Annotated in this window: 28 protein-coding genes; 11 read left to right on the top strand and 17 right to left on the bottom strand. The window is 61.1% G+C overall.

What is annotated here, in order from left to right; all coding sequences use genetic code 11:
• The first annotated feature begins 193 nt into the window (after nucleotides 1–193).
• Together fabA and fabB are read left to right on the top strand one after the other, a co-directional pair.
• Nucleotides 194–709, top strand: coding sequence for a 3-hydroxyacyl-[acyl-carrier-protein] dehydratase FabA (gene fabA, locus NJC40_RS22395; RefSeq protein ID WP_045492081.1), 516 nt, complete (start codon nucleotides 194–196; stop codon nucleotides 707–709).
• Between the two features lie 10 nt (nucleotides 710–719).
• Nucleotides 720–1,940 carry a beta-ketoacyl-ACP synthase I gene (gene fabB, locus NJC40_RS22400; protein ID WP_253116588.1) on the top strand — a complete coding sequence of 407 codons (1,221 nt, stop codon included), beginning with the start codon at nucleotides 720–722 and terminating at the stop codon, nucleotides 1,938–1,940.
• A 283-nt stretch (nucleotides 1,941–2,223) separates the two neighbouring features.
• Here fabB and NJC40_RS22405 read toward each other — a convergent pair whose 3' ends face one another.
• The gene (locus tag NJC40_RS22405; RefSeq protein ID WP_045492084.1) at nucleotides 2,224–3,129 is read right to left on the bottom strand and encodes a LysR substrate-binding domain-containing protein; all 906 of its coding nucleotides are present in this window, start codon (nucleotides 3,127–3,129) and stop codon (nucleotides 2,224–2,226) included.
• 91 nt (nucleotides 3,130–3,220) lie between these two features.
• Between NJC40_RS22405 and NJC40_RS22410 the strand changes: the two genes are divergently transcribed.
• On the top strand, nucleotides 3,221–4,291 hold the full coding sequence (locus NJC40_RS22410) for a tartrate dehydrogenase (protein ID WP_045492086.1): 1,071 nt from the start codon (nucleotides 3,221–3,223) through the stop codon (nucleotides 4,289–4,291).
• 72 nt (nucleotides 4,292–4,363) lie between these two features.
• On the opposite strand, the gene NJC40_RS22415 is transcribed toward NJC40_RS22410, so the two are convergent.
• A complete protein-coding gene (locus NJC40_RS22415) occupies nucleotides 4,364–6,436 on the bottom strand; it encodes a hybrid sensor histidine kinase/response regulator (protein WP_253142300.1) in 2,073 nt (690 codons plus the stop codon).
• A gap of 197 nt (nucleotides 6,437–6,633) precedes the next feature.
• On the opposite strand from NJC40_RS22415, the gene NJC40_RS22420 reads away from it, so the two are divergent.
• Complete coding sequence (locus NJC40_RS22420; protein ID WP_253142299.1) at nucleotides 6,634–6,930, top strand: DUF3144 domain-containing protein; 297 nt, start codon at nucleotides 6,634–6,636, stop codon at nucleotides 6,928–6,930.
• 85 nt (nucleotides 6,931–7,015) lie between these two features.
• Here NJC40_RS22420 and NJC40_RS22425 read toward each other — a convergent pair whose 3' ends face one another.
• Nucleotides 7,016–7,468: an Lrp/AsnC family transcriptional regulator gene (locus NJC40_RS22425; protein ID WP_253142298.1), complete on the bottom strand. Its 453-nt coding sequence runs from the start codon at nucleotides 7,466–7,468 to the stop codon at nucleotides 7,016–7,018.
• A 113-nt stretch (nucleotides 7,469–7,581) separates the two neighbouring features.
• Here NJC40_RS22425 and NJC40_RS22430 point away from each other — a divergent pair, with 113 nt between their 5' ends.
• Entirely contained in the window at nucleotides 7,582–8,202 is a 621-nt protein-coding gene (locus tag NJC40_RS22430) for a LysE family translocator (protein WP_253142297.1), read from the top strand.
• A gap of 29 nt (nucleotides 8,203–8,231) precedes the next feature.
• Here NJC40_RS22430 and NJC40_RS22435 read toward each other — a convergent pair whose 3' ends face one another.
• Nucleotides 8,232–9,104, bottom strand: coding sequence for a carbon-nitrogen hydrolase family protein (locus tag NJC40_RS22435; RefSeq protein WP_253142296.1), 873 nt, complete (start codon nucleotides 9,102–9,104; stop codon nucleotides 8,232–8,234).
• Nucleotides 9,104–9,691: a GNAT family N-acetyltransferase gene (locus NJC40_RS22440; RefSeq protein ID WP_253142295.1), complete on the bottom strand. Its 588-nt coding sequence runs from the start codon at nucleotides 9,689–9,691 to the stop codon at nucleotides 9,104–9,106. Before NJC40_RS22440 ends, NJC40_RS22435 begins: the two co-directional genes overlap by 1 nt.
• A gap of 111 nt (nucleotides 9,692–9,802) precedes the next feature.
• Here NJC40_RS22440 and NJC40_RS22445 point away from each other — a divergent pair, with 111 nt between their 5' ends.
• Nucleotides 9,803–10,201: a nuclear transport factor 2 family protein gene (locus NJC40_RS22445; protein WP_045492094.1), complete on the top strand. Its 399-nt coding sequence runs from the start codon at nucleotides 9,803–9,805 to the stop codon at nucleotides 10,199–10,201.
• A gap of 268 nt (nucleotides 10,202–10,469) precedes the next feature.
• Complete coding sequence (locus NJC40_RS22450) at nucleotides 10,470–10,985, top strand: GAF domain-containing protein (RefSeq protein WP_253142294.1); 516 nt, start codon at nucleotides 10,470–10,472, stop codon at nucleotides 10,983–10,985.
• A 9-nt stretch (nucleotides 10,986–10,994) separates the two neighbouring features.
• Here the strand turns inward: NJC40_RS22450 and NJC40_RS22455 are convergent, their stop codons facing one another.
• The 6 genes from NJC40_RS22455 to NJC40_RS22480 all read right to left on the bottom strand — a co-directional run bounded on the left by NJC40_RS22455 (nucleotide 10,995) and on the right by NJC40_RS22480 (nucleotide 16,518).
• Entirely contained in the window at nucleotides 10,995–11,753 is a 759-nt protein-coding gene (locus NJC40_RS22455) for a sulfite exporter TauE/SafE family protein (protein WP_253142293.1), read from the bottom strand.
• Between the two features lie 4 nt (nucleotides 11,754–11,757).
• Complete coding sequence (locus NJC40_RS22460) at nucleotides 11,758–12,249, bottom strand: GNAT family N-acetyltransferase (protein WP_253142292.1); 492 nt, start codon at nucleotides 12,247–12,249, stop codon at nucleotides 11,758–11,760.
• Nucleotides 12,250–12,470: 221 nt separating this feature from the next.
• The gene (locus NJC40_RS22465) at nucleotides 12,471–13,481 is read right to left on the bottom strand and encodes a transketolase family protein (RefSeq protein ID WP_253142291.1); all 1,011 of its coding nucleotides are present in this window, start codon (nucleotides 13,479–13,481) and stop codon (nucleotides 12,471–12,473) included.
• On the bottom strand, nucleotides 13,478–14,326 hold the full coding sequence (locus NJC40_RS22470; protein ID WP_045492102.1) for a transketolase: 849 nt from the start codon (nucleotides 14,324–14,326) through the stop codon (nucleotides 13,478–13,480). Before NJC40_RS22470 ends, NJC40_RS22465 begins: the two co-directional genes overlap by 4 nt.
• Before the next feature lie 16 nt (nucleotides 14,327–14,342).
• Nucleotides 14,343–15,641, bottom strand: a complete 1,299-nt coding sequence (locus tag NJC40_RS22475) for an MFS transporter (protein ID WP_045492104.1) — start codon at nucleotides 15,639–15,641, stop codon at nucleotides 14,343–14,345.
• Between the two features lie 127 nt (nucleotides 15,642–15,768).
• On the bottom strand, nucleotides 15,769–16,518 hold the full coding sequence (locus NJC40_RS22480; protein ID WP_045492106.1) for an SDR family NAD(P)-dependent oxidoreductase: 750 nt from the start codon (nucleotides 16,516–16,518) through the stop codon (nucleotides 15,769–15,771).
• Between the two features lie 308 nt (nucleotides 16,519–16,826).
• On the opposite strand from NJC40_RS22480, the gene NJC40_RS22485 reads away from it, so the two are divergent.
• Nucleotides 16,827–17,744, top strand: a complete 918-nt coding sequence (locus tag NJC40_RS22485) for a LysR substrate-binding domain-containing protein (RefSeq protein WP_253142290.1) — start codon at nucleotides 16,827–16,829, stop codon at nucleotides 17,742–17,744.
• Here the strand turns inward: NJC40_RS22485 and NJC40_RS22490 are convergent.
• Nucleotides 17,734–18,468: a phosphatase PAP2 family protein gene (locus NJC40_RS22490; RefSeq protein WP_253142289.1), complete on the bottom strand. Its 735-nt coding sequence runs from the start codon at nucleotides 18,466–18,468 to the stop codon at nucleotides 17,734–17,736. The two genes, NJC40_RS22485 and NJC40_RS22490, sit on opposite strands and share 11 nt — an antisense overlap.
• A 255-nt stretch (nucleotides 18,469–18,723) precedes the next feature.
• Between NJC40_RS22490 and NJC40_RS22495 the strand changes: the two genes are divergently transcribed.
• Nucleotides 18,724–19,410 carry a response regulator transcription factor gene (locus NJC40_RS22495; RefSeq protein WP_253142288.1) on the top strand — a complete coding sequence of 229 codons (687 nt, stop codon included), beginning with the start codon at nucleotides 18,724–18,726 and terminating at the stop codon, nucleotides 19,408–19,410.
• A gap of 162 nt (nucleotides 19,411–19,572) precedes the next feature.
• Entirely contained in the window at nucleotides 19,573–21,195 is a 1,623-nt protein-coding gene (locus NJC40_RS22500; protein WP_253142287.1) for a phosphoethanolamine transferase, read from the top strand.
• Nucleotides 21,196–21,359: 164 nt separating this feature from the next.
• Here NJC40_RS22500 and catA read toward each other — a convergent pair whose 3' ends face one another.
• From catA to NJC40_RS22515, 3 genes are all read right to left on the bottom strand, one after another.
• The gene (gene catA / locus NJC40_RS22505; RefSeq protein ID WP_045492116.1) at nucleotides 21,360–22,289 is read right to left on the bottom strand and encodes a catechol 1,2-dioxygenase; all 930 of its coding nucleotides are present in this window, start codon (nucleotides 22,287–22,289) and stop codon (nucleotides 21,360–21,362) included.
• Between the two features lie 64 nt (nucleotides 22,290–22,353).
• Entirely contained in the window at nucleotides 22,354–22,644 is a 291-nt protein-coding gene (gene catC / locus NJC40_RS22510; protein WP_045492117.1) for a muconolactone Delta-isomerase, read from the bottom strand.
• A gap of 25 nt (nucleotides 22,645–22,669) precedes the next feature.
• A complete protein-coding gene (locus NJC40_RS22515) occupies nucleotides 22,670–23,794 on the bottom strand; it encodes a muconate cycloisomerase family protein (RefSeq protein ID WP_045492119.1) in 1,125 nt (374 codons plus the stop codon).
• A gap of 101 nt (nucleotides 23,795–23,895) precedes the next feature.
• Between NJC40_RS22515 and NJC40_RS22520 the strand changes: the two genes are divergently transcribed.
• Nucleotides 23,896–24,762: a LysR family transcriptional regulator gene (locus NJC40_RS22520; RefSeq protein WP_253116622.1), complete on the top strand. Its 867-nt coding sequence runs from the start codon at nucleotides 23,896–23,898 to the stop codon at nucleotides 24,760–24,762.
• Nucleotides 24,763–24,779: 17 nt separating this feature from the next.
• Here the strand turns inward: NJC40_RS22520 and NJC40_RS22525 are convergent, their stop codons facing one another.
• Nucleotides 24,780–24,995, bottom strand: a complete 216-nt coding sequence (locus tag NJC40_RS22525) for a DeoR family transcriptional regulator (protein WP_253142286.1) — start codon at nucleotides 24,993–24,995, stop codon at nucleotides 24,780–24,782.
• Between the two features lie 85 nt (nucleotides 24,996–25,080).
• Nucleotides 25,081–26,304 (bottom strand): RNA-guided endonuclease InsQ/TnpB family protein, encoded by a 1,224-nt coding sequence (locus tag NJC40_RS22530; RefSeq protein ID WP_253142900.1) that lies wholly within the window; start codon nucleotides 26,302–26,304, stop codon nucleotides 25,081–25,083.
• Nucleotides 26,305–26,617 lie beyond the last annotated feature (313 nt).

Consider the following 26,617-nt stretch of genomic DNA (forward strand, 5'->3'; position numbering starts at 1 on the left):
CGGCAATGGATATCGGTCGGACGAAGATTTTCAGTGTACAGGTGTACATTCATCGCACCGGCACTGTGACTTTCATTACAACGCAACAGTCTATGACTAGGCTGCCGGACAATGTCCTGGCGAAAACGTCCGTCAGGACTGGCGCGTGGGCCCGATCGGCCAGCGTCGCAAGTGAACATTTTGAGGAGCTCGCATGACCAAACAACACGCCTTTACCCGGGAAGACCTGCTGCGCTGCAGTCGTGGCGAGCTGTTTGGCCCAGGTAACGCGCAACTGCCCGCCCCCAACATGCTGATGGTCGATCGTATTACCCACATCAGTGAAGAAGGCGGCAAGTACGGCAAGGGTGAGTTGGTCGCCGAGCTGGATATCACCCCCGACCTGTGGTTCTTTGCCTGCCATTTCGAAGGTGATCCGGTGATGCCTGGCTGCCTGGGTCTTGACGCCATGTGGCAGTTGGTTGGCTTCTATCTGGGCTGGCAGGGCAATCCTGGCCGTGGTCGTGCCCTGGGTTCTGGCGAAGTGAAGTTCTTCGGCCAGGTTCTGCCGACTGCCAAGAAGGTCACCTACAACATTCACATCAAGCGCACCATGCGCGGCAAGCTGGTTCTGGCAATCGCCGACGGCACCGTGAGCGTTGATGGTCGCGAAATCTACAGCGCCGAAGGTTTGCGTGTCGGCCTGTTCACCTCTACTGACAACTTCTAAGGGTACCCGCATGCGCCGCGTCGTTATCACTGGTCTGGGCATCGTTTCGTGCTTGGGCAATGACAAAGACACCGTCTCCGCCAACCTGCGTGCTAACCGCCCTGGCATCCGATTCAACCCGGAATATGCCGAAATGGGTCTGCGTAGCCAGGTTTCCGGCTCCATCGACCTCAACCTCGAAGAACTGATCGACCGCAAGGTATTCCGCTTCGTGGGCCACGCTGCTGCCTACGCCTACCTGGCCATGGCCGACGCCATCAAGGACTCGGGCCTGACCGAAGAGCAGGTTTCCAACCCGCGCACCGGTCTGATCGCAGGTTCCGGCGGTGCTTCGACCCTGAACCAGATGGAAGCACTGGATATCCTGCGCGAGAAAGGCGTCAAGCGTGTAGGTCCGTACCGCGTGACCCGCACCATGAGCAGCACCGTTTCGGCGTGCCTGGCCACACCGTTCAAGATCAAGGGCCTGAACTACTCGATCGCCTCGGCCTGCGCCACCAGCGCCCACTGCATCGGGACTGCCATGGAGCAGATCCAGATGGGCAAGCAGGACATCGTGTTCGCCGGCGGCGGTGAAGAAGAGCACTGGAGCCAGTCGTTCCTGTTCGACGCCATGGGCGCATTGTCCAGCAAGCGTAACGACACCCCGGAAAAAGCCTCGCGCGCCTATGACAACGACCGTGATGGCTTCGTCATCGCTGGCGGTGGCGGCATGGTCGTGGTCGAAGAGCTGGAGCACGCTCTGGCCCGTGGCGCCAAGATTTACGCCGAAATCGTTGGCTACGGCGCCACTTCCGATGGTTACGACATGGTTGCCCCGAGCGGCGAAGGCGCGATCCGCTGCATGCAGCAGGCGCTGTCGACCGTCGACACCCCGATCGACTATCTCAACACCCACGGCACCTCGACTCCGGTCGGCGACGTTGCCGAGATCAAGGGTGTGCGTGAAGTGTTCGGCGACAAGGCTCCGGCCATCAGTTCGACCAAGAGCCTGTCGGGCCACTCGCTGGGCGCCGCTGGCGTTCACGAAGCGATCTACTGCATGCTGATGATGGAAGGCAACTTCATTGCCGGCTCCGCCAACATCGACGAGCTGGACCCGGCGGTCGCTGACCTGCCGATCCTGCGCGAGACTCGCGAAAACGCGAAGATCGACACCGTGATGAGCAACAGCTTCGGCTTTGGCGGCACCAACGCCACGCTGGTACTGAAACGCTGGCAGGGCAAGTGATCGTCTAAGTTGCACGCAACATGAACAAGGCCAGTCACTGACTGGCCTTTTTCTTTGCCGAAAATGTTAAGCGCCGCACACCCGGCGGGAGCAGCCGGTCTAATTGGACAGTATTGGCTTTAGCCGCAATACCGTTCAGTTAAGTACTGCATGCCTTTGTAGGAGCGACCTTGGTCGCGAAGAGGGCGGCACATTCGCAGCAGATGTAGTGTTTTTACTGGCCTCTTCGCTAGCAAGCTAGCTCCCACAAAGGCATGCGGCGCTTATCTGAACAGTATTGGCTTTAGCCGCCAAGCTTGCGCGCCAGGTATTCGCGTAGAAACTCAACCGTGACCCTGACCTTGGCCGAGTTGATCAGTGGCGAGGTATACACCGCCCAGATATCGGCATCCTGCCGGTAGCCCGGCAATACCTGCAGCAACCGGCCGGCTTCCAGATCGGCCTGCACATCCCACATTGAGCGCAGCAGGATACCGCGGCCATCCAGGCACCATTGGCGGGCGATTTCGCCGTGGTTGGTGGACAGGCTGCCAGTGACCTTGACGGTTTGCGCGCCTTGCGGGCCTTGCAGATGCCAGATCCCGAACGGTCGGTCGCGCTCTTTGATCAGCAGGCAGTCATGGTTGGTCAATTCTGCCAGGCTGCCCGGCGTGCCTTGACGCTCCAGGTAGGTCGGGCTGGCGCACAGCACCCGCCAGTTACGAGCCAGATGCCGGGCACGCAGGTGCGGGGCAATCTGGTCGCCAACGCGAATGTCCAGGTCCACCCCCTCATCGATCAGGTCCACCAAACGATCCTGGATGTCCAGGCGAATATCCAGTTGCCGATAGCGCGCCGCCAGTTCCGACAACGCCGGGGCCACCAGCCGCCGGCCAAAGCCTTGGCTACTGATCACCCGCAGCACGCCACTGGGCTCTGCGTGCCGGACAGCGACCTCTTCACTCATCTGCTGCACCGACTCAAGAATAGTCCTGGCCCAGTCATAGACCCGTTCGCCATCCTCGGTGATCGACACCTGACGTGTCGAGCGATGCAGCAATTGCACGCCCATGCCCTGCTCCAGCAGCTTGATGCGCTTGCTTACATAGGCTGGCGACATGCCCAGTTCACTGGCTGCCGCTATAAAGCTGGCGCGCCGGGCAACATGGACAAACACGTTCAGGTCATCAAGTGCGGGCAGATTATTCACAGCTCGTGTTCCTTCAATTCATATCTACGCGGATTATCACCTATTCGTAAGCCGATAGGATGAGCCCATTCCCTCAAACCTGGAGAGCGACATGAATAACAAGACTCTGCGCATTGCTGCGATCGCTGGCGACGGCATCGGCCTGGAAGTGCTACCCGAAGGTGTACGCGCGGTACAGGCAGCGGCTGACCGGTATGGTATCGCCCTGCAGTTCGAGTATTTTGAGTGGGCCAGCTGCGATTACTACCTGGCCCACGGCCAGATGATGCCGGACGACTGGCGTGAACAACTGTCCGGCTTCGATGCGATCTTCTTCGGCGCGGTGGGCTGGCCTGACAAAGTCCCGGACCACATTTCGCTGTGGGGCTCGTTGCTCAAGTTCCGCCGCGAGTTCGATCAGTACGTCAACTTGCGCCCGGTGCGCTTGTTCCCCGGTGTCCCCTGCCCGCTGGCTGGCCGCCAGGCCGGTGAGATCGACTTCATGGTGGTGCGCGAGAACACCGAGGGCGAGTATTCATCGCTGGGCGGCATCATGTTCGAAAACACCGCTAACGAGTTCGTTATCCAGGAATCGGTGTTCACCCGCCGCGGCAGCGATCGCATTCTCAAGTACGCCTTCGAACTGGCCAGCCAGCGACCGCGCAAACACGTCACCTCAGCGACCAAGTCCAACGGCATGGCGATCAGCATGCCGTACTGGGACAAACGCACTGAAGCCATGGCCAGCCATTATCCCCACGTCAGCTGGGACAAACAGCATATCGACATCCTCTGCGCACGCTTTGTGCTGCAACCGGAGCGCTTCGATGTGGTGGTAGCCACCAACCTGTTCGGTGACATCCTCAGCGACCTGGGCCCCGCGTGCACCGGCACCATCGGCATCGCACCGTCGGCCAACCTCAACCCTGAGCGGCATTTCCCGTCGCTGTTCGAACCGGTACACGGCTCGGCCCCGGACATTGCCGGGCGCAACATTGCCAACCCGGTGGCGATGATCTGGTCCGGCGCATTGATGCTCGATTTCCTGGGCCACCGTCAGGCTCATGACGATATCCTGCGGGCCATCGAACAGGTGATCGCCAGCGGCGAAGTGACCCCGGACCTGGGCGGTACGGCCTCGACCCAGCAGATGGGCAATGCCGTGGTGCGGGCGCTGGGCTGAGCTTCAGCTCGACATACAGTGGGCTTGTAAATGGCGGCAGCCGTTGCTGCGCGATTGATGACGCGATCGACGTCAGTCCCGAGCCCCCAGCAGGGCACTGACACTTGAGGTCAGTGCCTGCAAGGCAAAGGGTTTGGTCAGCACTGCCGTGGCCGTCGTCAGCGGGCTGTCACCCAGCACATGAGGCAGCGTATAGCCGGTCATGAACAGCACGGGCAACGCTGGTCGAACCTTGCGCCCGGCTTCGGCCATCTGCCGGCCATCCAGCCCGCCGGGCAGGCCGATGTCGGTGACCAGCAAATCGATGCGCGTGTCAGAGCGCAGCAGCTGCAAGCCGGCGAGGCTGTCCGCCGCTTCGATCACCACATACCCATGACTGCCAAGGATCTCGCTGACGAACAGCCGTACCGAGGACTCATCATCAACCACCAGCACGGTCTGGCCGGCACCGGCCAGCGGCACTTCATCGCTCACCGGTGGATGACCTGGCGCCTCGGCCTGGGCGGCGCAGCCGGGCAATTGCAGATAGACCCGGGTGCCCTTGCCCTGCTCTGACTGGATGCGCACCTGCCCACCGGACTGCTTGGCGAACCCATAGACCATCGACAGGCCGAGGCCCGTTCCGGCACCGACCGGTTTAGTGGTGAAAAACGGCTCGAACGCCTTGGACAGGGTTTGCTCACTCATCCCGACCCCGTTGTCTGCCACACAGATGGTCAGGTAGGTACCCGGCACCAATTCTGCGTCCAGCTCGGCACCGGACTCCAGCACCTGATTGAAGGTCTTGATCGAGATGACGCCGCTACCGCTCGGCATGGCATCGCGGGCGTTGATGCACAGGTTCAGCAGGGCATTCTCCACCTGCGCAGGGTCAACCATGCAGGTCTTCAAGGCGGCTGCCAGCTCGACCTTGAGCTTGATCGAAGGCCCGGCGGTGCGCCGAATCAACTCTTCCATGCCACTGATCAAACCGTTCACATCGGTGTGCACCGGCACCAGCGTCTGGCGCCGGGAAAAAGCCAGCAACCGATGGGTCAAGGCCGCGGCACGCTGGGCCGCGCCCTGGGCGACAGACAGATAGCGCTCCAGATCGGCGCTGCGTCCCTGGCTCAGGCGCAGTTTCATCAAGTCCAGGCTGCCGCTGATGCCGGCCAGCAGGTTATTGAAATCGTGGGCGATGCCGCCGGTCAATTGGCCGACCGCTTCCATTTTCTGGGCCTGACGCAATGCCTCTTCAGCCGCCTCACGCTCGGCAATCGCCTGACTGACGCGCGCCTCCAGCGTGCGATTGAGTTCCAGCAATGCCGACTCGGCGTTCTTTCTTGCGGTGACATCCATCGACGAGCCGATCAGGCCGATCACCTCACCGTCATCATTGAGCAGCGGCGCCTTGATCGACAGCCAGAACGTCGCCGAGCCATCGGGCATGTCGACCTGCTCTTCGATCTGCTCAACCCGCCGGCCGTGCATGATGCGCTGATCGGTGGCCATCACCTGTCGCGCCTGGTCTTGGTCTTCGAGCACCTCCAGGTCAGTCTTGCCGAGATAGAACTCTGGCGGCTTGCCGATCAATTGCGTGGCACCGTGGTTGGCGACCAGCAACCGCCCCTCAAGGTCCTTGGCATACACCACCCCAGGTACCGCAGCGGCGAAGGTACGCAACAAGGCCGACATCCGGTCACGCTCGGCCTCGGCGGCGCGGCGCGACTCAATATCCATCAACACCCCCGGAAAGCGCACTGCCTGCCCTTGAGGGTCAAGCTCGGCGCGGCCGTTGGCCTCGACCCAGCGATAGCAGCCATCGTCCTGGCGGACCCGATACTCACAACGGAACGCGCCGCCACGAGCCATCGCGGCCTCGATGTCAGCCGATACCCGCTCCCGATCCTGCGGATGAATCGAGGAAAACGCCTCGGTAATCGCGATGCCTGCGGCGCAGCGCTCGGCAGCCAGCCCGAATGTGCGGGCAAAACGCTCATCGGCGGTTACACAGTCGTTGGGAATGTCCCAGACCCAGGTGCCAATAATCGCCCCGGCATCCAGTGCCAATTGCAGGCGTTCAGCCGCATCGGCAGGAAATCCGCGCCTTACCGGCGGTGCGGCCGGGAGTGCTTCAGGGGGTGGCGGTCGGCGGGTCTGATCCATAAGGGTCTCGATGATCACGTGCACATCGGGTTTTGGGCGTCATTCAAGCAACATTGACAGCAATATCAACGAAATGTCCGCTCAGTCGGCGCGCAGATTACACGCAGTAGCGCATTGGGTCGCCCTTGTAGCTGCTTGCGCCCAGAAATGCTCCAATAGCAGGCTTGTCAATCGCACTGCCAAGGACACCCTCTTTAATGTCACAAGCCACTGACAACGACTTCTATGACCGCGCCGACGCGCATATCAACCTTTCCAACGAACAACTCGGCGCCTGTGACAATCCCGGCGCGGTGAGCGCATCGATGATGTTCGCCGCCACGCGCTTCAACACCTGGGTCAGCGCACGCGGGTTCAAATCCGGCGAAGAAATGGCCCAGGCCCGCGAGCAAATGCTCAAGTACTTCTGCGAGCAGTACCAGATGATGCTCGAAGACAACCTCGATGATTACATCAATAACTTTGATCACTACATGGCCGGGCAAAAAACCTGACAGGCTTTATGTTTCGTGCCTCGCTATCGGCTATCGATACCGGACCTCGATAGCCCCTTAACGGCCGATGACGGCGGCAACAGCCTCAGATCGGCAACGGCCGCCCGGCAATCACCTGCTTCATCACCAGGGTCGACATCACCCGCTGCACATTGGGCAGCGAGGTGAGTTGCTCGTCATAGAGTCTCTGGAACGCGGGCAAGTCGCGGGTGATGACGTGCAGCAGGTAATCCGGATCACCGAACAGCCGCTGCGCCTCGACCACCTGAACAATGTCCAGCAGCGCTGTCTCAAACGCCGCAACGGCTTCGCGCGTGCCTTCCCTGATGGTTACGAACACCAGCGCCGAGAAATTCAGCCCTACCGTCTCCGGTGCCAAGTGGGCGCGATAGCCCTTGATCACGCCACTGTCTTCCAGGGCTTTGACGCGTCGATGACAAGGCGACAGGCTCAACCCTACGCGGTCGGCCAGTTCCGTGACCGACAAACGCCCATCGCCTTGCAGCTCGGCAAGAATATTCCGATCAATACGATCCATCCGGAAGGATCTCCCCTAAAGAGTCGATAGTAATAGAAGATTCGAAAGATAATGCCCGCAGCCTGTCTTTATTCTTCTCTCCAGTCAACCAAGCTCATTACTGGAGATAACCCATGAGCATGCATCTGCTGGCAACCTTCTGGGTCGTGTCCTTTCTGCTGATCATCACCCCCGGCATGGATTGGGCATACATGATCGGTGCCGGCATTCGTGGCAAAGGGGTGGTGCCCGCCGCCACCGGACTGGTGTCCGGGCATCTGGTGGCAACCTTGCTGGTGGCCGCCGGTATCGGTGCGCTGGTGGCCAGCCAGCCGGGGGCCATGACCACCCTGACCCTGGCGGGTGCCGCTTATTTACTCTGGCTGGGCGCGAACATGCTGCTCAAGCCGCCGGTGCCACAGGGCGCCCAGGCCGATGGCCGTTATTCGTGGCTGGGCTGTCTGCTCAAGGGCGCCGGCATCAGCGGCCTGAACCCCAAGGTATTGCTGCTGTTCGTCGCCCTGCTGCCGCAGTTCACCGACCCGACGGGCAGCCTGTCGATCACCACGCAGATACTGCTGATGGGGCTGGTGCATTTGATTGGCTGTGCAGTGGTCTATCTGCTGGTCGGCTTTGCCAGCCAACGGGTACTCAAGGCCAGGCCCGCCGCCGCCCGCTGGGTGGGGCGACTCTCCGGGCTGGCGATGCTGGCAATCGCCGCAGGATTGCTGTTAGAGCGGCTGACAGCCTCTTGAGCCCGCTGTGCTATCGAGCCTGCTGCTTTTCACAGGTCCCTCTCAAACTGCCGTGGCCAGTCCTTGCGGGTAAACACCTGGCCATGGTCGCGCAGGCGCCGTACCTCATCCAGATCCAGCTCACAGATCAGCCACTGGCTCGCTGACGGGCACAACGCTTCGCTCTCGGCGATCACGCCATTGGCCGGCATGCCGTAATCGGACGGCACGTACAACGCTGCGCGGCCGATGTTTTCGTCAAGCGCCGGCGACCAGGGCGCCAGGCCGACGGTGGGTGCTTGCAGTACCGCGATCTGGTTCTCCAGCGCCCGCGCCTGGGCGCCGATGCGCACCCGAAAAAAGCCCGCTTCGGTGTCGGTGCAGCTCGGCGCCAGGATCAGGTCGGCACCGGCTTCGGCCAGGCTGCGCGCCAGCAGCGGGAACTCGTTGTCATAGCAGATCAGGATGCCGAGCTTGCCCAGTGCGGTATCGAACACTTTAAGGCCCGAGCCGGCGCTGATGTTCCATTGTTCGCGCTCGAAGCGGGTCATCATCAGTTTGTCCTGGCTGCCCAGGCAACCGTACGGGCCGAACAGCCAGGCACGATTACGGTACTGGCCGTCCTCGTCCAGCACCGCCACGCTGCCCGGTTGCAGGTAGACATTCAGGCGCCGGGCGAGGCTTTCGCACAGTTCCAGCCAGCGTGGTAATAGCGGCTGGATGTCAGCGATCGAGGCATGCAGGTCGCTGCGTTGCGCAGCGGGTAATTGCCCGGACAACACCAGCCCGGCGTACTCGGGCAACAGCAGGAACTGCGCGCCCTGCCCGGCTGCAGCTTCGCAGAGTTCGGTGAGGTGGGCGGCATAGGCATCCCAGCTTTGCAGCAGGTCAATATGGTACTGGCAGGCAGCAACCTTGATCATCAGACAAGCTCCTTCAACCAGAACGACATGGGTTTGCCCGATTCCTCGGTTTCATCCAGGTCGCGCCAGTGATATTCAGTGTGCAGCTCAGGGTGATGGCGGTAGCCACGCCGGGTCCAGAAAGCGTCCAGCGGCTGATAGCCGGCCGGGCGCCGGGGGTGATCCTGCGGACGCTGCACAGCGCAGAACGCGCACCATTCAAACAACCCCAGCCGCCGGGCATGGGCTTCGCGCTCCTGGAAGAACCGCACCCCCAGGCCGCGACCGCGCCAGCCCGGCAACACCACCGACTCGGCGCAGTAGAAAATCTGCCCGGTGTTCCAGCCCGCCGCCACGAACGGCCGCTGAAACTGCTCGGTCTCATCCGCCAGCGGCAAGCCCGTCGACGCGCCGACTACCTGCCCCTGGTCACGTACCAGTACGCAGACACTGTCGGGGCTGCGCAGGTAGGTCGACAGGTACTCGGCCTCGTAAGCCAGGTCGCCGTCATACAGGTACGGAAACTCGCGAAATACGCTGATGCGCAGTTGCGCCAGCTCTTCGATGCACGGCTCTAGCTGCGGCCCTTTGAGCAATTGAATGTCCATGCTGAGCGTTGGCCACCAAGAAAGTGACGCTGACAGATATGCCAGCGCAGGGCGCAGAACTTATCATGAGCCCCGCTGCCCCCGTCAACGCACCCTATAAGGAACAGCCCGATGAACACCACCGAACTGATTCAGGCCTACTACGCCGCTTTCAACGCCGGCGACATGCCTGCTTTTCTGGACCTGCTGGCCGAAGACGTGGTGCATGACATCAATCAGGGCGAGCGGCAGATGGGCAAAGCCACCTTTGCCACGTTCATGAACAAGATGAACCGTTGCTACCGCGAGCGCCTGAGCGACATCGTGGTCATGGTCAACCACGACGGCAGCCGCGCTGCTGCCGAGTTCGTGGTGCACGGTGAGTACCTGGCCGACGACGAAGGCCTGCCACCGGCCAACGGTCAGAAATACGTGTTGCCGGCCGGTGCATTTTTCTACATCAAGGCCGGCAAAGTGGCGCGGATCAGTAACTACTACAACCTTAATGACTGGATCGAACAGGTTGGCTGAAGCCAGCACTGCGGTGCGTTGGTCGTAGGGATTGGCGTACCGCGCAACTAACCAGAAGCGCCTGTTAATCAGGTCGCCAGTGGCACACCGACATAACTTTGGCGTCAGAATTGAAGATCGGTTAGTTGACTAACGATTAAACGATCCAGCATTGAAGAGTATCGGCCTGGTACTTCTCTTGGAGAAAATAAAGTTGCGCTGACAGGCACGCCAAGGATAAATTCAAAAGCCTGTCCCCCCCACAAAACACCTGCAATCAGGAGCCCCCATGCATCAACCTGTACCTCCTGTGCAGTACACCCCACCGGGCCTCGACTGGCTTGAACTGCAGGCGATCAACGAAGTGGAGGGCCTGAGCAATGTATTGCAACTGGTGCTCTTGCTCACCGGCCTGAAGTTTGCCGCGATTGGCAAGTTCAATGAGGAAAACTGGGTCGCCTATATCGTTAACGATGAAATGCACCTGGGCCTGGAGCCCGGTTCCACCATCCCAAACGAAGTTGCCATCTGCACTAAGGTGATGCAGGAGCATACCCCGCTGATCATGCCACGCATCAGCGACGACCCGGCTTACCGCTCGCACCCCAATGTCATCAAATTCGGCCTGCAAGCGTATATATCGATGCCGATCTTCCTTATCAACGGCGAGTTCTTCGGCACTTTGTGCGCGACCGCGCCCTATCCCGCCGATGTTCTTGGCAACGAAAAAACCCTGGACTCGATGAAACTGTTCTCACGTCTGGCCGGCCAGTTGCTATCGCTCAACCCAAGCCATCTTCAATAGATGCCGGAGCTAAGCAGCACCGCTAACCAGCAGCTTCGGCAGCGACAGGCCGATCAACAACCCGCCTGACAAGGTCAGCAAACCCAGCACCAGACGGCGAAAAAGCTGGTCGCTCATCCCCCGGTACAAACGCACGCCAAGCAGCGTCGGCACCAGCACCGCCAGCACCACCACCGGAAACAGCCCCAGCGCCTGGGCGGTCACTGTACCGCTCAGCAGATAAGTGAGCATCGTGCTGGCCTGCATCGCCAGATTAAAGCCCTGAATCACTGAGCGCTGGGTAGCCCGGTCCCAGTTGTTGAGCACGGCCCACAATGCCGGGGCCGGACCACTCAAGCCCCCCAGCCCGCCCATGATGCCGCCGACCAGGCCAACACCGGCATCGGCGCGGCGGCTATTGCCAGCCAGGCGTGGCAAGTGCGCCGAGAACAGCATCAACGGGCACCACAGCACCAGCACAATCCCGACCAACAGGCGAAACCATACGGGATCGACCTGATGCAACAACAGCACGCCCAACGGCACGCCAAGTACGCCGCCGGCAACCATCGGCCAGAGCCTGGGCAGATCGAGCTGCTTGCGCAGCGCCCCGGCGGCCAGCAGTTGCCCGGTCAGCGAGCCACAGACCACCAGCGGTCCGGTCAGGGTCGGGTCGAGCGCCCAGGCCCAGACAGCCATGGCCACCAGACCGAAGTTGGAGCCTGACAGCCCTTGGACAAAGCCGGCCAGAGCAGCGCCAAGGATGACGATCAGGATCAGCGAGTCCACCGAGTTAAAGCACCATGATCATTTCATGCCAGGCCATGCCGCCATGATCGGACTGCGAAGGCTGCACATAGCGATACCCCATATGCTCATAAAGGCCGACATGGCGGTCTTTGCACATCAGGTGGATGGTCTGTTTATGCATGGCGCGCATGCGGCCGATGAACTCGTTCATCAATTGCAGGGCGTAGCCTTTGCCCTGATGCAACGGATCGACGACCACTGACATGATGACCACGTTAGGCGCATCACTGCTGTGGCCGACCAGTTCCTTGAAAGCTTCGTCGGACATCTGCACCACATGGGCACAGCCACAGTTGATGAAACCGATGATCTGGCCGTCAGTTTCCGCAATCAGGAAACCCTCGGGGTATTGGGCGATACGCGTGGCGATCTTTTCCAGAGTTGCAGCTTCATCGCCTTCGTAGGCACCGATCTCGATCTCGTAGCAACGGCGGGCGTCGGCGGGTGTGGCGTTACGCAAATGCAGGCTGGACATGGGTGTTCCTGAACACATCGGACAAAAGCCTGCATGGTAGAGAAAAACCGCCATGCAGGGTAATCCCAATGCTATTCAGTCAGGCTCGGTAGGAGCGACCTTGGTCGCGAAGGCGGCATGAAACTCACCATAGATTTGACGACTTTACTGGCCTCTTCACGACCAAGGTCGTTCCCACCGTATTTCCAAGTCAGAATCGAGGTGGGACCGACCAGCACCAGTTACAGCCAGGCCTTGATCTGCTGGCTGACCGCTGCGGTGGAAATCCCGTAGCGGTCATGCAGGGTCGGCAAGGCGCCGGCGTCGAGGAAGGCATCCGGCAAGGCGATCTGGCGGAAGGTAGGCGTCACGCCGTTGCGCAGCAGCACGCCGGCCACCGCTTCACCCAGGCCGCCGATGATCGAATGGTTCTCCGCCGTGACCACCAGCCGCCCCGGTTTGCGACATTCGGCCAGGATGGTCTGCTCATCCAGTGGCTTGATGGTCGGTACGTGCAGGACCGCCACGCTGACGCCATCGGCCTGGAGTTTTTCGGCCGCTTCCAGAGCGCGCATGGTCATCAACCCCGAGGCGATAACCAGCACTTCGTTACCGGGGCGGATTACCTGGGCTTTGCCAAGCTGGAACTTGTAATCATAGCGGTCCAGCACCAGCGGCACATTGCCGCGCAGCAAGCGCATGTACACCGGGCCTTGGTGTTCTGCGATGGCCACGGTGGCCTGTTCGATTTCCAGCGCATCGCAGGGGTCAACAATGGTCAGGTTGGGCATCGCACGAAAGATCGCCAGGTCGTCGGTGGCCTGGTGGCTGGGGCCGTAGCCGGTGGTCAGGCCCGGCAGGCCGCAGACGATCTTGACGTTGAGGTTCTCTTCGGCAATCGCCATGCAGATGAAGTCATAGGCGCGCCGCGAAGCGAACACCGCATAAGTGGTAGCGAACGGCACGCAGCCTTCGCGAGCCATACCGGCAGCGGCGCTCATCAGCAGTTGCTCGGCCATGCCCATCTGATAGAAGCGCTCCGGGAACGCCTTGGCGAAGATGTGCAGGTCGGTGTACTTGGACAAATCGGCGCTCAGGCCGACGATCTCCGGACGCTGGGCCGCCAGTGCTGCCAGCGCGTGACCAAAGGGTGCCGGGCGGGTCGGCTGACCTTCGGCGGCAATCGAGGCGATCATCGCGGAGGTGGTCAGGCGTTTCTTGCCGGTCTCGGTGGTGTTCTTGACGGTACTCATACGTTGCTCCCGGCGTCCAGATTCTGCAGTGCAATATCCCATTCGTGTTCATCGACCCGGATGAAATGGGTCTTCTCGCGGCTTTCCAGAAACGGCACGCCCTTGCCCATCCGGGTGTCACAAATGATCACCCGTGGCTGCGCACCAGGGTGCTGGCGGGCGGCATCGAACGCCTGGACCAGCGCGTCGAGGTCGTTGCCATCGACGCGCTGGGTGAACCAGCCGAATGCCTGCCAACGGTCGACAATAGGCTCAAAGGCCAGCACTTCACTGGAGTGGCCGTCGGCCTGCTGGTTATTGACGTCGACGATGGCGATCAGGTTGTCGAGTTTCCAGTGCGAGGCGGACATCACCGCTTCCCAGGTCGAACCCTCGTTGAGTTCGCCGTCCGACAGCAGGTTGTAGACGAACGACGCACTGTTCTTGCGTTTCAGCCCCAGGCAGGCACCCACCGCGATGCCCAGGCCATGGCCCAGCGAGCCGCCGGTGATCTCCATGCCCGGCGTGTAGGCGGCCATGCCCGACATCGGCAGCCGGCTGTCGTCGGCGCCGTAGGTTTCCAGCTCGTCCAGCGGGATGATTTGCGCCTCGATCAATGCCGCATACAGGGCAATCGCGTAATGACCGATGGACAGGTAGAAGCGGTCGCGGCCTTCCCACTCCGGCTCAGCCGGGCGCAGGTTCATGGCGTGGAAGTAGGCCACGGCCAGCAGGTCGGCGGCGCCAAGGGCCTGGCCGACATAGCCCTGACCCTGGACCTGACCCATGCGCAGGGCATGGCGGCGAATATTGTGGGCACGTTCGCCCAGGCTTGTAGCAGGTGCGGATGACAGGTTAGCGCTCATTGCGTAACTCCTTGAATCAACGATTGACCAGTGCGGCAGGCACTCGCAGCACCAGGGTGGCGCCGAACAGCAGCACCCCGGTGATCAGGTACATGCCCAGCGCACTGGAGCCGGTATTGGTGGTGATCCAGCCGATCAGGTAAGGCGAGCAGAAACCGGCCAGGTTGGCGAAGCTGTTCACCGCGGCGATACCGGCCGCAGCCGAGACCCCGCCGAGTAAGGTGGTGGGCAGCATCCAGAACAGTGACGAGGCCGAGAGAATGCCGGCGGCGGCCAGGCACAGGCTCATGACCGAGAGCAGCAGGTTGCCGCCCAGTACCGCTGCCAGGCTCAGACCCATGGCGCCAAGGATCATCGGAATTACCAGGTGCCAGCGGCGCTCCTGATGCTTGTCGCCGCTGCGCCCGGCCAGCAGCATGGCGACGATGGCGCACAGGTATGGCAGGCTGGTCATCATGCCGATGTGCAGCGGGTCGGAGAGCCCGGCGTTGCGGATCAGGGTTGGCAGCCAGAAAGTGATCGCGTACTGGCCCATGACCACGCAGAAGTAGATCCCGGCCAGCAGCCACAGGCGCCGGTCACGAATGAACTCGCCCACGGAGGCATGAGTAACCTTCTGCCGGTTGTCCTCTTCCAGTTCCTTTTGCACCAGCTCCTTTTCCTCGGCAGTCAACCAGGTGGCCTGATGGACACCGTCCTTGAGGTAACCGAGCACCATCAGGCCAACCACCACGGTGGGAATCGCCTCGATGACAAACATCCACTGCCAGCCGGCCCAGCCATGCACACCAGCGAAGGCGTTCATGATCCAGCCCGACAGCGGCCCGCCGATCATCCCAGACAACGGAATGGCAACAAACCACAGCACGGTCATCTTGGCCCGGCGGTAGGACGGGAACCAATAGGTGAGGTACAGCAGCAGACCCGGTGCCAGCCCCGCTTCGGCAACCCCGAGCAGAAAGCGCAGCACGTAGAACTGCCAGGCGGTTTCAACGAAGGCGAACAGGCCGGAGATGATGCCCCAGGTAATCATGATCCGGGCGATCCACACCCGCGCACCGACCCGGTGCAGAATCATGTTGCTAGGCACTTCACAGAGGAAATAGCCGATGAAAAACATGCCCGCGCCCAGGCCGTAAACCGCCTCGCTAAGGGCCAGGTCGTTCATCATCTGCAGTTTGGCAAAACCGACATTGACCCGGTCCAGGTAGGCACACAGGTAGCAGAGCATCAGAAACGGCATCAACCGCCACGCGGTCTTGCGATAAGCATTGGCGCGTACGTTGGACGCCGCTTCCAGTGACAGGGTAGTCATGATGGTCTTCTCTTTATTGTTATGACCGCCCTACTGTGTACAGATCAGGTGACAAGGATTGCTCGTCGCCACACTCTGTACGGCAGGGCTGAATATTCATGGCGGGCCGCCAGGCCCGCTGCGCTCATCAATGAATCAGCATGCCACCGTTAACGTCCAGAGTGATGCCGGTCAGGTAAGCCGACAGGTCACTGGCCAGAAACAGCGCGGCATTACCGACATCTTGCGCCTGGCCCAGACGGCCCAGCGGAATGCCGTCGATGATCGCGTGGCGGCGTTCATCCTGCATCAGGCCGCCGGTGATGTCGGTCTGGATCAGGCCGGGGGCGATGGAGTTGACTCGCACATTGTCCGGACCCAGTTCGCGGGCCATGGCGCGGGCCAGGCCCAGTACGCCGGCCTTGGCAGCACTGTAGTGCGGGCCGCCAAAGATGCCACCACCGCGCTGGGCAGATACCGACGACATACACACGATGCTGCCGGACTTCTGCTCACGCATGGCCGGAATCACCGCTTGCGACATTAACAGTGTGCCGCGCAGGCTGACATCCAGCACTTTGTCGTAATCGCTGTGACCAATGTCGAGGGTTTTCAGGGGTTGGGTGATGCCGGCGTTGTTGACCAGCACATCGATGCGCCCGAAGCGTTCGAGCACAGTGGCTACGGCAGCGTTGACCTGGGCTTTATCGGCAACGTTGGCGGCCAGACCCAGATGGCCTTCGCCTAGGGCGGCAGCGGCGTCGCGAGCGGCAGACTCGTCAAGGTCAAGGATGACCACCCGGGCACCTTGACGCGCAAAAATTTCAGCAGTGGCCCGGCCAATACCGCGTGCCGAAGCGGCGCCAGTGATGATTGCAATCTTGTCTTGCAGCAGCATGGGGCGTTCTCCCGTTTGTTTTTATGAACTCGATTTGCAATAAATCGTGGACACAGCTTGTGCCCCACCCTGCGCCTGAGCAATAACGTGAAATTCAGCAAGTGCTGAAAAAAATTCAGCACTCAGAACCAACATCACCGATATTTTGCCGTACCCCTGTGGGAGCGAGCTCGCTCGCGAAAGGGCCAGTGAAGCTGCACATCTGCTGTGAATGTGCCGTCTTCGCGACCAGGACGGATGGCTGCCCTGTCGCTCCCACCTCACTGGACATAACACCCGATTACTACTGATTACTGGAAAATCCACCCATGCCCACCCCCACCGATGCCTCTCTAAACCTGCCGCCGCTCAAGGCCATCCAGGCCTTCGAGCAGACCGCCCGCTTCGGTAACGTGGCACGCGCCGCCGAGCAGTTGAACCTCACCCCCTCGGCGGTCAGCCATCAGTTGGCCAAGCTCGAAGCCATGATCGGTCGCCAGCTGTTCCTGCGTAACGCCCGTGGCGTGACCCTGACGCCAGTGGGTGAGCAATACCTGGCTGATGTCTCTGGCATCCTGAACAGCTTTGCCGTGGCCACCGAACGCGCCAGCAGCGATGTCAGCCTCGATTGCCTGCGCCTGCACGCATCACCGAGTTTCGGATTTCTGTGGTTGATGCCGCGCATCGAGCAGTTTCGCCAGAGCCACCCGGATATCCAGATCAACCTGTCGTGCTCGTACGAGTCGCTGCATTTCAGCCGCGACAAGATCGACGTGGATATCCGCCATGGCCAGCCCAACTGGCCGACGCTGGAAGTGCGCAGCGTACCCAACGAGCATCTGGCAGTGATGGCCTCACCGGCACTGCTGGCGAAGAGCCCGGTGTCTAGCCCAGAGGACTTACTGCACCGCCCGCTGGTGTTGTCTGAAGCCACTCTGGTTAACTGGCCACAGTGGTTTGCCCAGCACGGCCTGTCACGGCCCGACAGCCCCTACCCGCTGAGTTTCGACCGCTCGTATATGGCCCTCGAAGCGGCGCGCCTAGGGCTGGGTTTTGCGCTGGAAAGCACCCTGCTGGCCAGAGAATTCCTGAGCCGCGGCGAGCTGCTGGTGATCGCGCCCGAACGCCTGAGCGTGCCGGTCAGCGCCCACCACCTGGTGTTTCCCAAGGCGCATGCCGGCTTTCCAAGGGTGCGGCGCTTCTTGCAGTGGATGCAGCAGGAGCTGGGGCGGGATTTCAGCTACTGAGGGCGGTGCCTGCACGGGCAACGGTGCGCTGTGGGCAATACAGCAACCAGCGATAACAACCCAGACAAATCAGCCAGTCGATCAGCAGAGTCCACAGGTTGTGCGACAGAAAATGCGCGCCCTGCATCATCCGCCCCAAAGAGAACAGCGCCCCCAGTGCGATGGCGAACACCAGCGCGACCCGGGCGGCACCAGGTTTGCGGTCGCGCAACGCGAAAAACAGCGCCAGCAGCGAGAAGCCGGTGGCCGCGTGCCCGCCCGGCCAGCACAGTCCCGGTTTGAGACTCGGCGCGCGGTGGCTGAGCAGTGGCGTATGGGTCTCGACGCCGCCAAAATCACTCAGGCTCCAGGGGCATTGCACCTGGGTCAGGTTCTTCAAGGGCGTGATCACTGCGGTAGACAAGCCCATGGCCAGGACGATGTAACCCAGGGTCCGGCGCCAGGGCCGCAGCGCAGCCACCTTCCAGCTCAGCGCGAAGGCCACGGCAAAACCGAGTGCCAGTGCAATCACCAACTGCTTGGCGCGATCATGCAGAATCGTTTCCAGCCAATAACTGTGTGCACCGATGAAGCCCTCGCCGGGGATATAAAACAATCGGGCCAGAAAGTAATCCAGTGCAGTCGGATCGAAAATCAATAACAACGCCATGAGTGCAACAGGAAGACCTGCGGCCAGACGAAAGTTGAAAGGACGTGATGCCGGGACCGTTAATACATCGGCCATGAAAGATGCTCCGCAATGAGGCCAGCCATGAAAGTCCACAGCTTATAACCGGCTTCTTGCCTTTCAGGTAAAGAACCCATCAGAAAGTTGTTCGTCAGACAGCCTGCCGACAGCAAGCAAGCGGACCAGCCGCAGTTTTGACATTTTTCTCACAAACCGTTGACGCCGTGCAGACTGATTGCCGTCTAGTCTTCTCCCTGCCAACTTCCGAACGATAGCCGTAGCCACGGCGGACTGCGCATAACACAACCGACAATGAAAATATTAGTAATCGAAGATAACCGTGATATTCACGACAACCTGGTGGAGTTTCTGCAACTCAAGGGGCATCAGGTCGAAAGCGCGCTCGACGGCCTGAGCGGGCTGCATCTGGCAGCGACCAAGGCGTTCGATGCGATCATTCTCGACATCATGCTGCCTGGCATCGACGGCAACCGCATCTGCCATAGCCTGCGCCAGCACTCGCGCTCTGATGTCACCATCCTGATGCTCAGTGCCCGCGACACGCTGGAAGACCGCCTGGTGGGGTTCTCGGCCGGCGCCGATGATTACGTGACCAAGCCCTTTGCCATGGCCGAAGTGCTGGCGCGCCTGGAAGCCATCACCGCCCGCCGCCAAGGCACTGGCAACCGGGTTTTGAGCGTGGCCGACCTGACCTACGACCTCGACACCCTGGAGGTGTCACGCGCCAACGCCGTGCTGAAACTCAACCCGACCCACTTGAAACTGCTGGAGCTACTGATGCGCCGCAGCCCGCATCTGGTCCCGCGCAAAGAGCTGGAACTGGTCCTGTGGGGCAACGACACGCCCAAGGGTGGCAGCTTGCGCAGCAACATTCATATTCTGCGCCGCACACTCGATGGCGGGTTCGACACCGAACTGCTACAGACCGTGCACGGCCTGGGTTACAAGCTGTGCGCCGCGCCCGCGCGGGCAAGCTGAACGAATGCTTTCTGAATCGTCGCAAATCGGCCCGGCCCGCTGAGTTTCATTGGCGGGCGGGCAACAAAGATTCGATACTTTTCTGACCGCCAGCCACACGACGGAGCGCCACGCTTAACGCGTGACGTGCTCTCTGCCCACCCTATTAGTGAAGTAACCCGCATGCCGAACATCAAAGCCGTTCGCCCTGAAGTTGTGACCGTGCTCGCCACTTTTTACTTGTTACTGGCGTTTAACAAGAGCCTTTGGCAGCATGTTTTCAGTTTGACTGCCGCTGACCATACCGGGTTTATTCTAAGTGTCGCCTTTGCGGCGCTGATCGCGATCATCTTCAATCTTTTTCTCACCCTGATCGCGTTCAAACGGGTCCTTAAACCGGTACTGATCACCCTGTTCATGCTCGGTTCGGGCATTGTTTATTTCATGAACGAGTACGGCATCATCTTTGACGCGGCAATGTTGCGCAATGTTGCCGAAACCAACCCGACCGAGGCGTTGGGTCTGCTCTCCGGCAAGCTGTTTCTGTATATCGCTGCGCTGGGCGTGCTGCCGTCATGGTTACTGTGGAAGACGCCGATCAACTACCGCCGCTGGCCAGCCGAAGTGCTCAGTAAAGCGCTGATCAGTGTCGGCTGCGTGGCGCTGCTGGGCGGGGTCGCACTGGTCAACTACCAAGGGTTGGCCTCATTGTTTCGCAACCATCACGAACTGCGCCTGATGGTGGTGCCGAGCAACCTGATCGGCGCTGGCTGGAGCTATCTGCATGAGCAGGTCCTCGCCGCTAAAACCACCTTTCGCCCGACCGCCAGCGATGCCCTGCGCGAACCGCCTTCCAGCTCCCATCCGCGCCAGTCACTGACGGTACTGGTGGTCGGCGAAAGTGCCCGGGCCGAGAACTTCGGGCTGCTCGGCTACACCCGCGACACCACGCCCCGGCTCAAGGCTGAAGGCGATGTGATTGCGTTCAGTGATGTCTGGTCATGCGGCACCGAGACGGCCGTGTCAGTGCCGTGCATGTTTTCCGACCTGGGCCGCAAGCGCTACAACGCGGCCACGGCGAAGACCCAGGAAGGCTTGCTGGATGTACTCAAGCGGGTCGGTTACAACGTGATCTGGCGTGACAACCAGGCCGGTTGCAAAGGCACCTGTGACCGGGTGACCTTCATCGACCTGAGCAATGACAAGGACCCTGGCCTGTGCGCCGACCATGAATGCCGCGACGCCATCCTGCTGCGCGACCTGCAGGCCGATATCGACAACCTCAAGACTGACACGGTTGTGGTGCTGCACCAGATGGGCAGCCATGGTCCCGAATACTTCAAACGCTACCCGGCCGAATTCGAGAAATTCACCCCGGTGTGCAAAAGCAATGCGCTGAACAACTGCTCACGCGAGAGCATCGTCAACGGTTATGACAACACCTTGCTGTACACCGACCATGTGCTGGCCAGCCTGATCGACATTTTGCGCAGCAACCAGGACAAGGTCGACACCGCCATGCTTTACCTGTCGGACCACGGTGAATCACTGGGCGAGTACAACCTGTTCCTGCACGGCACGCCCTACATGGTGGCGCCCGAACAGCAGCGGCATATTCCGATGGTGGCATGGTTCTCTGAGGGTTATCGACAGTCGTTCGGCGTCGATACTGACTGCCTGCAAGCCACGCGCAACCAGCCGCTCAGCCAGGACAACCTGTTTCACTCGATGCTGGGCCTGCTCAACGTAAAAACCAGCGACTACAGTCAGCCGCTGGATATGTTTGCCAAGTGCAGGCATCGCTGAATCCTGCCGGACCGGCCGGGCGGCGATCCGCTTTAGCCGCAATACTGTTCGTTTAGGCGCTGCATGCCTTTGTGGGAGCTACCTTGGTAGCTCCCACCGGACCGCGTTGGCCTTGACCGGTCGGCATGACGCCTACGGGATATCCATTAAAAATCAATAGATTGTCAGGCCTCCAACGCCCGCACCCGCTCGCGGCGTGCCTGCTCGGCGGCCTGTTCGGTGGATTGCAATGCGAAATCGAACTCGATTTCGGCAAAGCGGCCTGATACGCCACGCTGCGCGGCGCGCTCGGCGTCGTCGATGAAATGGATCTGGGCGATCAGTTCATCCCGGGTGGCGTAGGCAAAGTCGTCATGCAGGTACGGATCGCCTGCCAGGTTGATCTGGGTGGTCAGGTGCCGATGGCCGGGGGCAGAGATGAAGAAGTGCACATGTGCCGGACGCTGGCCGTGGCGGCCCAACTGGTCGAGCAGGCCCTGGGTCGGACCATCGGGTGGGCAGCCGTAGCCGGACGGCACGATGCTCTGGAAGCGGTAACGGCCCTGGGCGTCGGTCTGAATGCGGCGGCGCAGGTTGAATTCCGATTGAGTCGGGTCGAAGTACGAGTAGGTGCCGCCCGTGTTGGCGTGCCAGACATCAACGGTGGCGTTGGCCAGCGGCTGGCCGTCGACATCGCGGACCTGGCCGTGCATGAACAGCGGCGTGCCAGCGTCAGTGCCGTCATCCAGGCGTGCTTCGTACTGACTCAGCGGTGCGCCAGCCACGTACAGCGGGCCTTCGATGGTCCGTGGGGTGCCGCCGACCTGACCGTTCTGCTCGTCTTCAGCGTCCAGCAACAGGTCCAGGTAGTGCTCCAGCCCCAGGCCGGCCACCAGCAGACCGGCTTCCTGACGGGCACCGAGTTCGTTGAAGTAGTTCACCGCTTTCCAGAACTCTTCCGGAGAGATCTGCAGGTCTTCGATGATCTTGATTGCGTCGGTGAGGATCCGGTGGACCACGGTTTTCATCCGTGGGTTGCCGGCGTCCTCGTCGAAGCCCGAGGCATTCTCGAAGAATTTCTGGACGTCAGCGGTGTGGGAAATACGTACGGTCATGGTGGCGTGTCCTCGTCATTATTCTTGTTCAGGCTTGCTGCGTATTGATTGTCGGGTTCAGGGCTCAGCGATCATCGGCATGGATCGACGAAGGGTGCCTGCACAGCGGCGTCACTTCGATATCCATATACGGGTACAACGGCAATTGCATCAAGGTGTCGTGCAATGCCTGATTATCCGCCACATCGAAAATGCTGAAGTTGGCGTACAACCCGGCGATGCGCCACAGGTGGCGCCAGACACCCTCGCGTTGCAGGCGCTGGGCCAGTTCCTTTTCGTCGGCCTTGAGCCGGGCAGCCTGCTCGGCGGGCATGTCGGCCGGCAGTCTGACAGTCATGCGTACGTGAAAAAGCATCGTGCAGTTCCTTGTCGATCAGGGGTCAGCGGCGGGCAAAGCGCGCCAGGCGTTGTTCGTCCAGCTCCAGGCCCAGGCCTGGCGCGGTCGGAATCAGCAGCTGGAAATCACGGTACAGCGGCGGCTCGACCAGGATGTCTTCGGTCAGCAGCAACGGGCCGAACAGTTCGGTGTGCCATTCCAGTTTGTCGAGGGTCGCGAAGGCATGAGCGGAGGCCAGGGTGCCAACGCTGCCTTCGAGCATGGTGCCACCGTACAGGCCGATACCGGCCGCCTCGGCAATCGCCGCCGTGCGCAATACCGCACGCGGGCCGCCGGTCTTGGCGATCTTTAACGCGAAAATCGGCGCCACGCCGGACTGCGCCAAGGCAAAGCTGTCCTGTACCGACTCGATGGCTTCGTCAGCCATCAGCGGGATCGGGCTGTGGGCATTGAGGCGCACCATGCCGGCGCGGTCAAACCGCGACAGCGGCTGCTCGATCAGCTCTACCCCGGCCTCGGCCAAGCGCCGGCTGGCATTGATCGCCACCGCTTCGCTCCAGGCCTGGTTGATATCAACCCGCACACTGGCGCGCTCACCCAGCGCTTTTTTGATCGCCCCCACGTGGGCGATATCGCGGGCCACATCGCCCGCGCCAATCTTCAATTTGAAATGCCGATGGCGACGCCGATCGAGCATCTGCTCGGCTTCGTCGATGTCGCGGCCGGTGTCGCCACTGGCCAGGGTCCAGGCCACCTCGACACCGTCACGAACCCGCCCGCCGAGCACCTCGGCCACCGGCAGCCCGAGGCGCTTGCCCTGGGCATCAAGCAGAGCCGTTTCCACAGCACTGCGCGCAAAGGTATTGCCCCGGATGCCGCGATCAACCCGCTGCATGGCAGCATTGAGGTTGCGTGCATCCTGACCGATCAACAGCGGCGCGAACCAGGTGTCGAGGTTGACCTTGATGCTTTCGGGGCTTTCGCCGGCGTAGGCCAGGCCGCCAATGGTGGTGGCCTCACCAACCCCGACGATACCGTCGCTGCAACGAATGCGCAGAATCACCAGCGTCTGGCCATACATGGTATGCATCGCCAGCTTGTGCGGGCGGATGGTCGGCAGGTCGACGATCAGGGTTTCAAAGCTTTGGATGGTTATTGCATCGCTCATGAAGCTATCCGGCAGGTCAGGTGTGCTTGAGGCCAAGATTGACGCTCGACAGCCGGGCGGTCCAATATTGATTAAGTCTCGCTTCATACCCAGGAGGTATCGTGGAGCTGCGTCATTTGCGTTATTTCCGGGTCGTGGCCCAGACCCTCAACTTCACTCGTGCCGCCGAGCAGTTGAACATCGCCCAGCCGCCCTTGAGCCGGCAGATCCAGCAGCTGGAAGATGAACTGGGCGTAGAGCTGCTGGAGCGCAGCCGACCACTGCGGCTGACCGAGGCCGGGCGGTTTTTCTATGAGCACTCTTCACAACTGCTGGAGCAACTCAAGCGCATCAGCGACGATACCCGCCGGGTTGCCAGTGGCAGCAAGCGCTGGCTGGGCATCGGCTTTGCGCCCTCGACGCTGTACGGGCAACTGCCGGAACTGATCCGCCGGTTGCGCGGTTTTGGCGATGTGGAACTGGGCTTGTCCGAGTTGATCACCCTGCAGCAGGTCGAGGCACTGAAAAGCGGCCGTATCGATATCGGTTTTGGCCGCATGCTGTTCGATGACCCGGCCATCACTCAAGAGGTGCTGCGCGAAGACCCGTTGGTGGCCGCCCTGCCCGCCGGCCACCCGCTGCTGGCCGGGCCGGTGAGCCTCGAACGCCTGGCCGCCGAGCCATTTGTGCTATACCCCGGCAACCCGCGGCCCAGCTACGCCGACCATGTGCTGGGCATCTTCAACCGCCAGGGCCTGAAGATTCATGTGGCACAAATGGCCAACGAACTGCAGACCGCCATCGGCCTGGTGGCGGCCGGTATCGGCATCACCCTGGTGCCCGCCTCGGTACAACGTCTGCACCGTGACGACATCGGCTACAGCGAACTGCTCGACCGCCACGCCACCTCACCGATCGTGATCAGCTATCGCAGCGGCGACGGGTCAGAGTTGCTGAGGCAGTGCCTGCGGGAGGTCAAGGCAATGTAAGGCGTGCCAGAGGGCCGTCATAGACGATTGGAACCACTGCCACGAATATGCGCCATCGCATCTTCACGGGCGATGTAGTACCAGGTCTTGCCCTCACGGCTCTTGCCCAGCAACTTCAGTTGATAGAGCTTTTCCAGATCGGTCCTGGCCGTATTTTCGGAAATGTCGAAGTCATTCTTGACCTCTTTGGCAGTAAACAACCGACCCGGATTGCGCAGCAGCTTTTTGAGCAAGTGGATCTGTCTGAAATTCAGGGTCTTGTTGAAACCGGACTCGTTGACATCCTCCCCGGCCTGAGGCCGGAGATTCCTACGGCGCTCAGGCGCGGCATCGAGCCGCCCCTGAGTCGCTTCGGTGGGTTCCTGCTGCTGGCGCCATGACCTCTGCGCTCACTTCACAGGCTAACCGGGCGTGTCCCGCCCTTAGTACATTGATCGCCCCGACCACATCGGCGTTGCCTTCAAAACCACATCCCACACACCTGAACAGCGCCTGCGTCTGGCGGTTGGCCGCCGACACATGGCCGCAACACGGGCACGTGCGGCTGGTATCTCGCGGCGGCACGGCAATCAGCCAGCCGCCGCGCCACGCCAGCTTGTAGTCCAGTTGGCGGCGGAACTCGAACCAGCCCTGATCGAGGATGGCCCTGTTCAGGCCAGACTTGGCCCGAACGTTTCTTCCCGGTGCCTCGGCCGTGCCCGCCGCCGACCTGGACATATTGCGTACCTGCAAGTCCTCGATACACACCATCGCGTGGTTTTGGCTGATCGTGGTGGAGCACTTGTGCAGGTAGTCGCGGCGGGCATTGCCGATTCGGGAATGAATGCGCTGGACGCAAGCTTTCGCCTTCTTCCAGTTGCGGCTGAATCTGACCTTGCGGCTCATCGCCTGCTGCGCTTTGCACAGCGCGGTTTCATGGCGTTTGAAGCTGTTGAGGGGGGCGTAGAACGAGCCATCCGAAAGCGTGGCGAACCGGGCAATGCCCATGTCGATGCCGACTGCCGCACCCTGTGCCGTGGGCTGCTCATCGATCTCGCGTTCGGTCTGGATACTCACGAACCACTTGCCACACGACTGGCTCACGGTGATGCTCTTCACCGTGCCAGGCACCTCGCGGCTGTTGCGGTAGCGCAGCCAGCCCAGCTTGGGCAGAAACAGGCGGCTGTTGGTCCGGTCGAGCTTGATCTGTTTCGGGTCGGAATAGCGGAAACTGTCGCGCTGCCCCTTCTTCTTGAACCGGGGAAAGTCGGCTCGCTTGGCGAAGAAGTTGGTGTAGGCCCGCTCCAGATCCTTGAGGCTCTGTTGCAACGGGTGAACAGGCGCATCGGCCAGCCATGCGGTTTGCGGGCTATGGCGCCACTCGGTCAGCAACTTGCACAGGCCCGCATAGCCGAGCTTCTTCTCGCCTTGCTCGTGGCGTTCTTTCTGCAACGCCAGCGCCTTGTTGAAGACGAAGCGACAGGAGCCGGCAAAGCGGCGCATTTGCCGCTCCTGTCGGCCGTCTGGCATGAGTTCGTACTTGAAGGCTTGAAGTCGTTGCATGCTGCTCTTGAGCCATGAGCAATGAAGACGCCATTAGGCGCGGACGGCACGGTGTTTTCAAAGTGCAGGCCCATGGGGTCTTTGTAACGAAAGATCGCCATAGAAGGCATACTGTGTCGCCGTGTTACTGCGCATCATCCTGTGGCTGTGCATCCATCGAACAGCAGCAGACACCCCACGGCAACCAGGGACGGCTACGCCGTCCGCGCTATCCTTCCCCGCCCTGAACGGCGGGGCTTGTCGCGCCTTGATGGTCATGCCAATGCAGATAACGGCCCTTCTGATCGACCGCCCGAAACTGCGGCATCAGCTT

It is taken from the genome of Pseudomonas sp. 21LCFQ02, assembly GCF_024129895.2.
Classification (GTDB): Bacteria; Pseudomonadota; Gammaproteobacteria; order Pseudomonadales; family Pseudomonadaceae; genus Aquipseudomonas.

Excerpts from the sequence above, each read along its gene's own strand:
- NJC40_RS22485 (WP_253142290.1), top strand. The coding sequence starts at position 16,827 with ATGCCCACCCCCACCGATGCCTCTCTAAACCTGCCGCCGCTCAAGGCC.
- NJC40_RS22470 (WP_045492102.1), bottom strand. The coding sequence starts at position 14,326 with ATGAGCGCTAACCTGTCATCCGCACCTGCTACAAGCCTGGGCGAACGT.
- NJC40_RS22445 (WP_045492094.1), top strand. The coding sequence starts at position 9,803 with ATGAACACCACCGAACTGATTCAGGCCTACTACGCCGCTTTCAACGCC.
- NJC40_RS22465 (WP_253142291.1), bottom strand. The coding sequence starts at position 13,481 with ATGAGTACCGTCAAGAACACCACCGAGACCGGCAAGAAACGCCTGACC.
- NJC40_RS22435 (WP_253142296.1), bottom strand. The coding sequence starts at position 9,104 with ATGATCAAGGTTGCTGCCTGCCAGTACCATATTGACCTGCTGCAAAGC.
- NJC40_RS22410 (WP_045492086.1), top strand. The coding sequence starts at position 3,221 with ATGAATAACAAGACTCTGCGCATTGCTGCGATCGCTGGCGACGGCATC.
- fabB (WP_253116588.1), top strand. The coding sequence starts at position 720 with ATGCGCCGCGTCGTTATCACTGGTCTGGGCATCGTTTCGTGCTTGGGC.
- NJC40_RS22430 (WP_253142297.1), top strand. The coding sequence starts at position 7,582 with ATGAGCATGCATCTGCTGGCAACCTTCTGGGTCGTGTCCTTTCTGCTG.
- NJC40_RS22425 (WP_253142298.1), bottom strand. The coding sequence starts at position 7,468 with ATGGATCGTATTGATCGGAATATTCTTGCCGAGCTGCAAGGCGATGGG.
- NJC40_RS22415 (WP_253142300.1), bottom strand. The coding sequence starts at position 6,436 with ATGGATCAGACCCGCCGACCGCCACCCCCTGAAGCACTCCCGGCCGCA.
- NJC40_RS22420 (WP_253142299.1), top strand. The coding sequence starts at position 6,634 with ATGTCACAAGCCACTGACAACGACTTCTATGACCGCGCCGACGCGCAT.
- NJC40_RS22515 (WP_045492119.1), bottom strand. The coding sequence starts at position 23,794 with ATGAGCGATGCAATAACCATCCAAAGCTTTGAAACCCTGATCGTCGAC.
- NJC40_RS22480 (WP_045492106.1), bottom strand. The coding sequence starts at position 16,518 with ATGCTGCTGCAAGACAAGATTGCAATCATCACTGGCGCCGCTTCGGCA.
- NJC40_RS22450 (WP_253142294.1), top strand. The coding sequence starts at position 10,470 with ATGCATCAACCTGTACCTCCTGTGCAGTACACCCCACCGGGCCTCGAC.
- catA (WP_045492116.1), bottom strand. The coding sequence starts at position 22,289 with ATGACCGTACGTATTTCCCACACCGCTGACGTCCAGAAATTCTTCGAG.
- NJC40_RS22495 (WP_253142288.1), top strand. The coding sequence starts at position 18,724 with ATGAAAATATTAGTAATCGAAGATAACCGTGATATTCACGACAACCTG.
- fabA (WP_045492081.1), top strand. The coding sequence starts at position 194 with ATGACCAAACAACACGCCTTTACCCGGGAAGACCTGCTGCGCTGCAGT.
- NJC40_RS22490 (WP_253142289.1), bottom strand. The coding sequence starts at position 18,468 with ATGGCCGATGTATTAACGGTCCCGGCATCACGTCCTTTCAACTTTCGT.
- NJC40_RS22530 (WP_253142900.1), bottom strand. The coding sequence starts at position 26,304 with ATGCAACGACTTCAAGCCTTCAAGTACGAACTCATGCCAGACGGCCGA.
- NJC40_RS22440 (WP_253142295.1), bottom strand. The coding sequence starts at position 9,691 with ATGGACATTCAATTGCTCAAAGGGCCGCAGCTAGAGCCGTGCATCGAA.
- catC (WP_045492117.1), bottom strand. The coding sequence starts at position 22,644 with ATGCTTTTTCACGTACGCATGACTGTCAGACTGCCGGCCGACATGCCC.
- NJC40_RS22475 (WP_045492104.1), bottom strand. The coding sequence starts at position 15,641 with ATGACTACCCTGTCACTGGAAGCGGCGTCCAACGTACGCGCCAATGCT.
- NJC40_RS22500 (WP_253142287.1), top strand. The coding sequence starts at position 19,573 with ATGCCGAACATCAAAGCCGTTCGCCCTGAAGTTGTGACCGTGCTCGCC.
- NJC40_RS22460 (WP_253142292.1), bottom strand. The coding sequence starts at position 12,249 with ATGTCCAGCCTGCATTTGCGTAACGCCACACCCGCCGACGCCCGCCGT.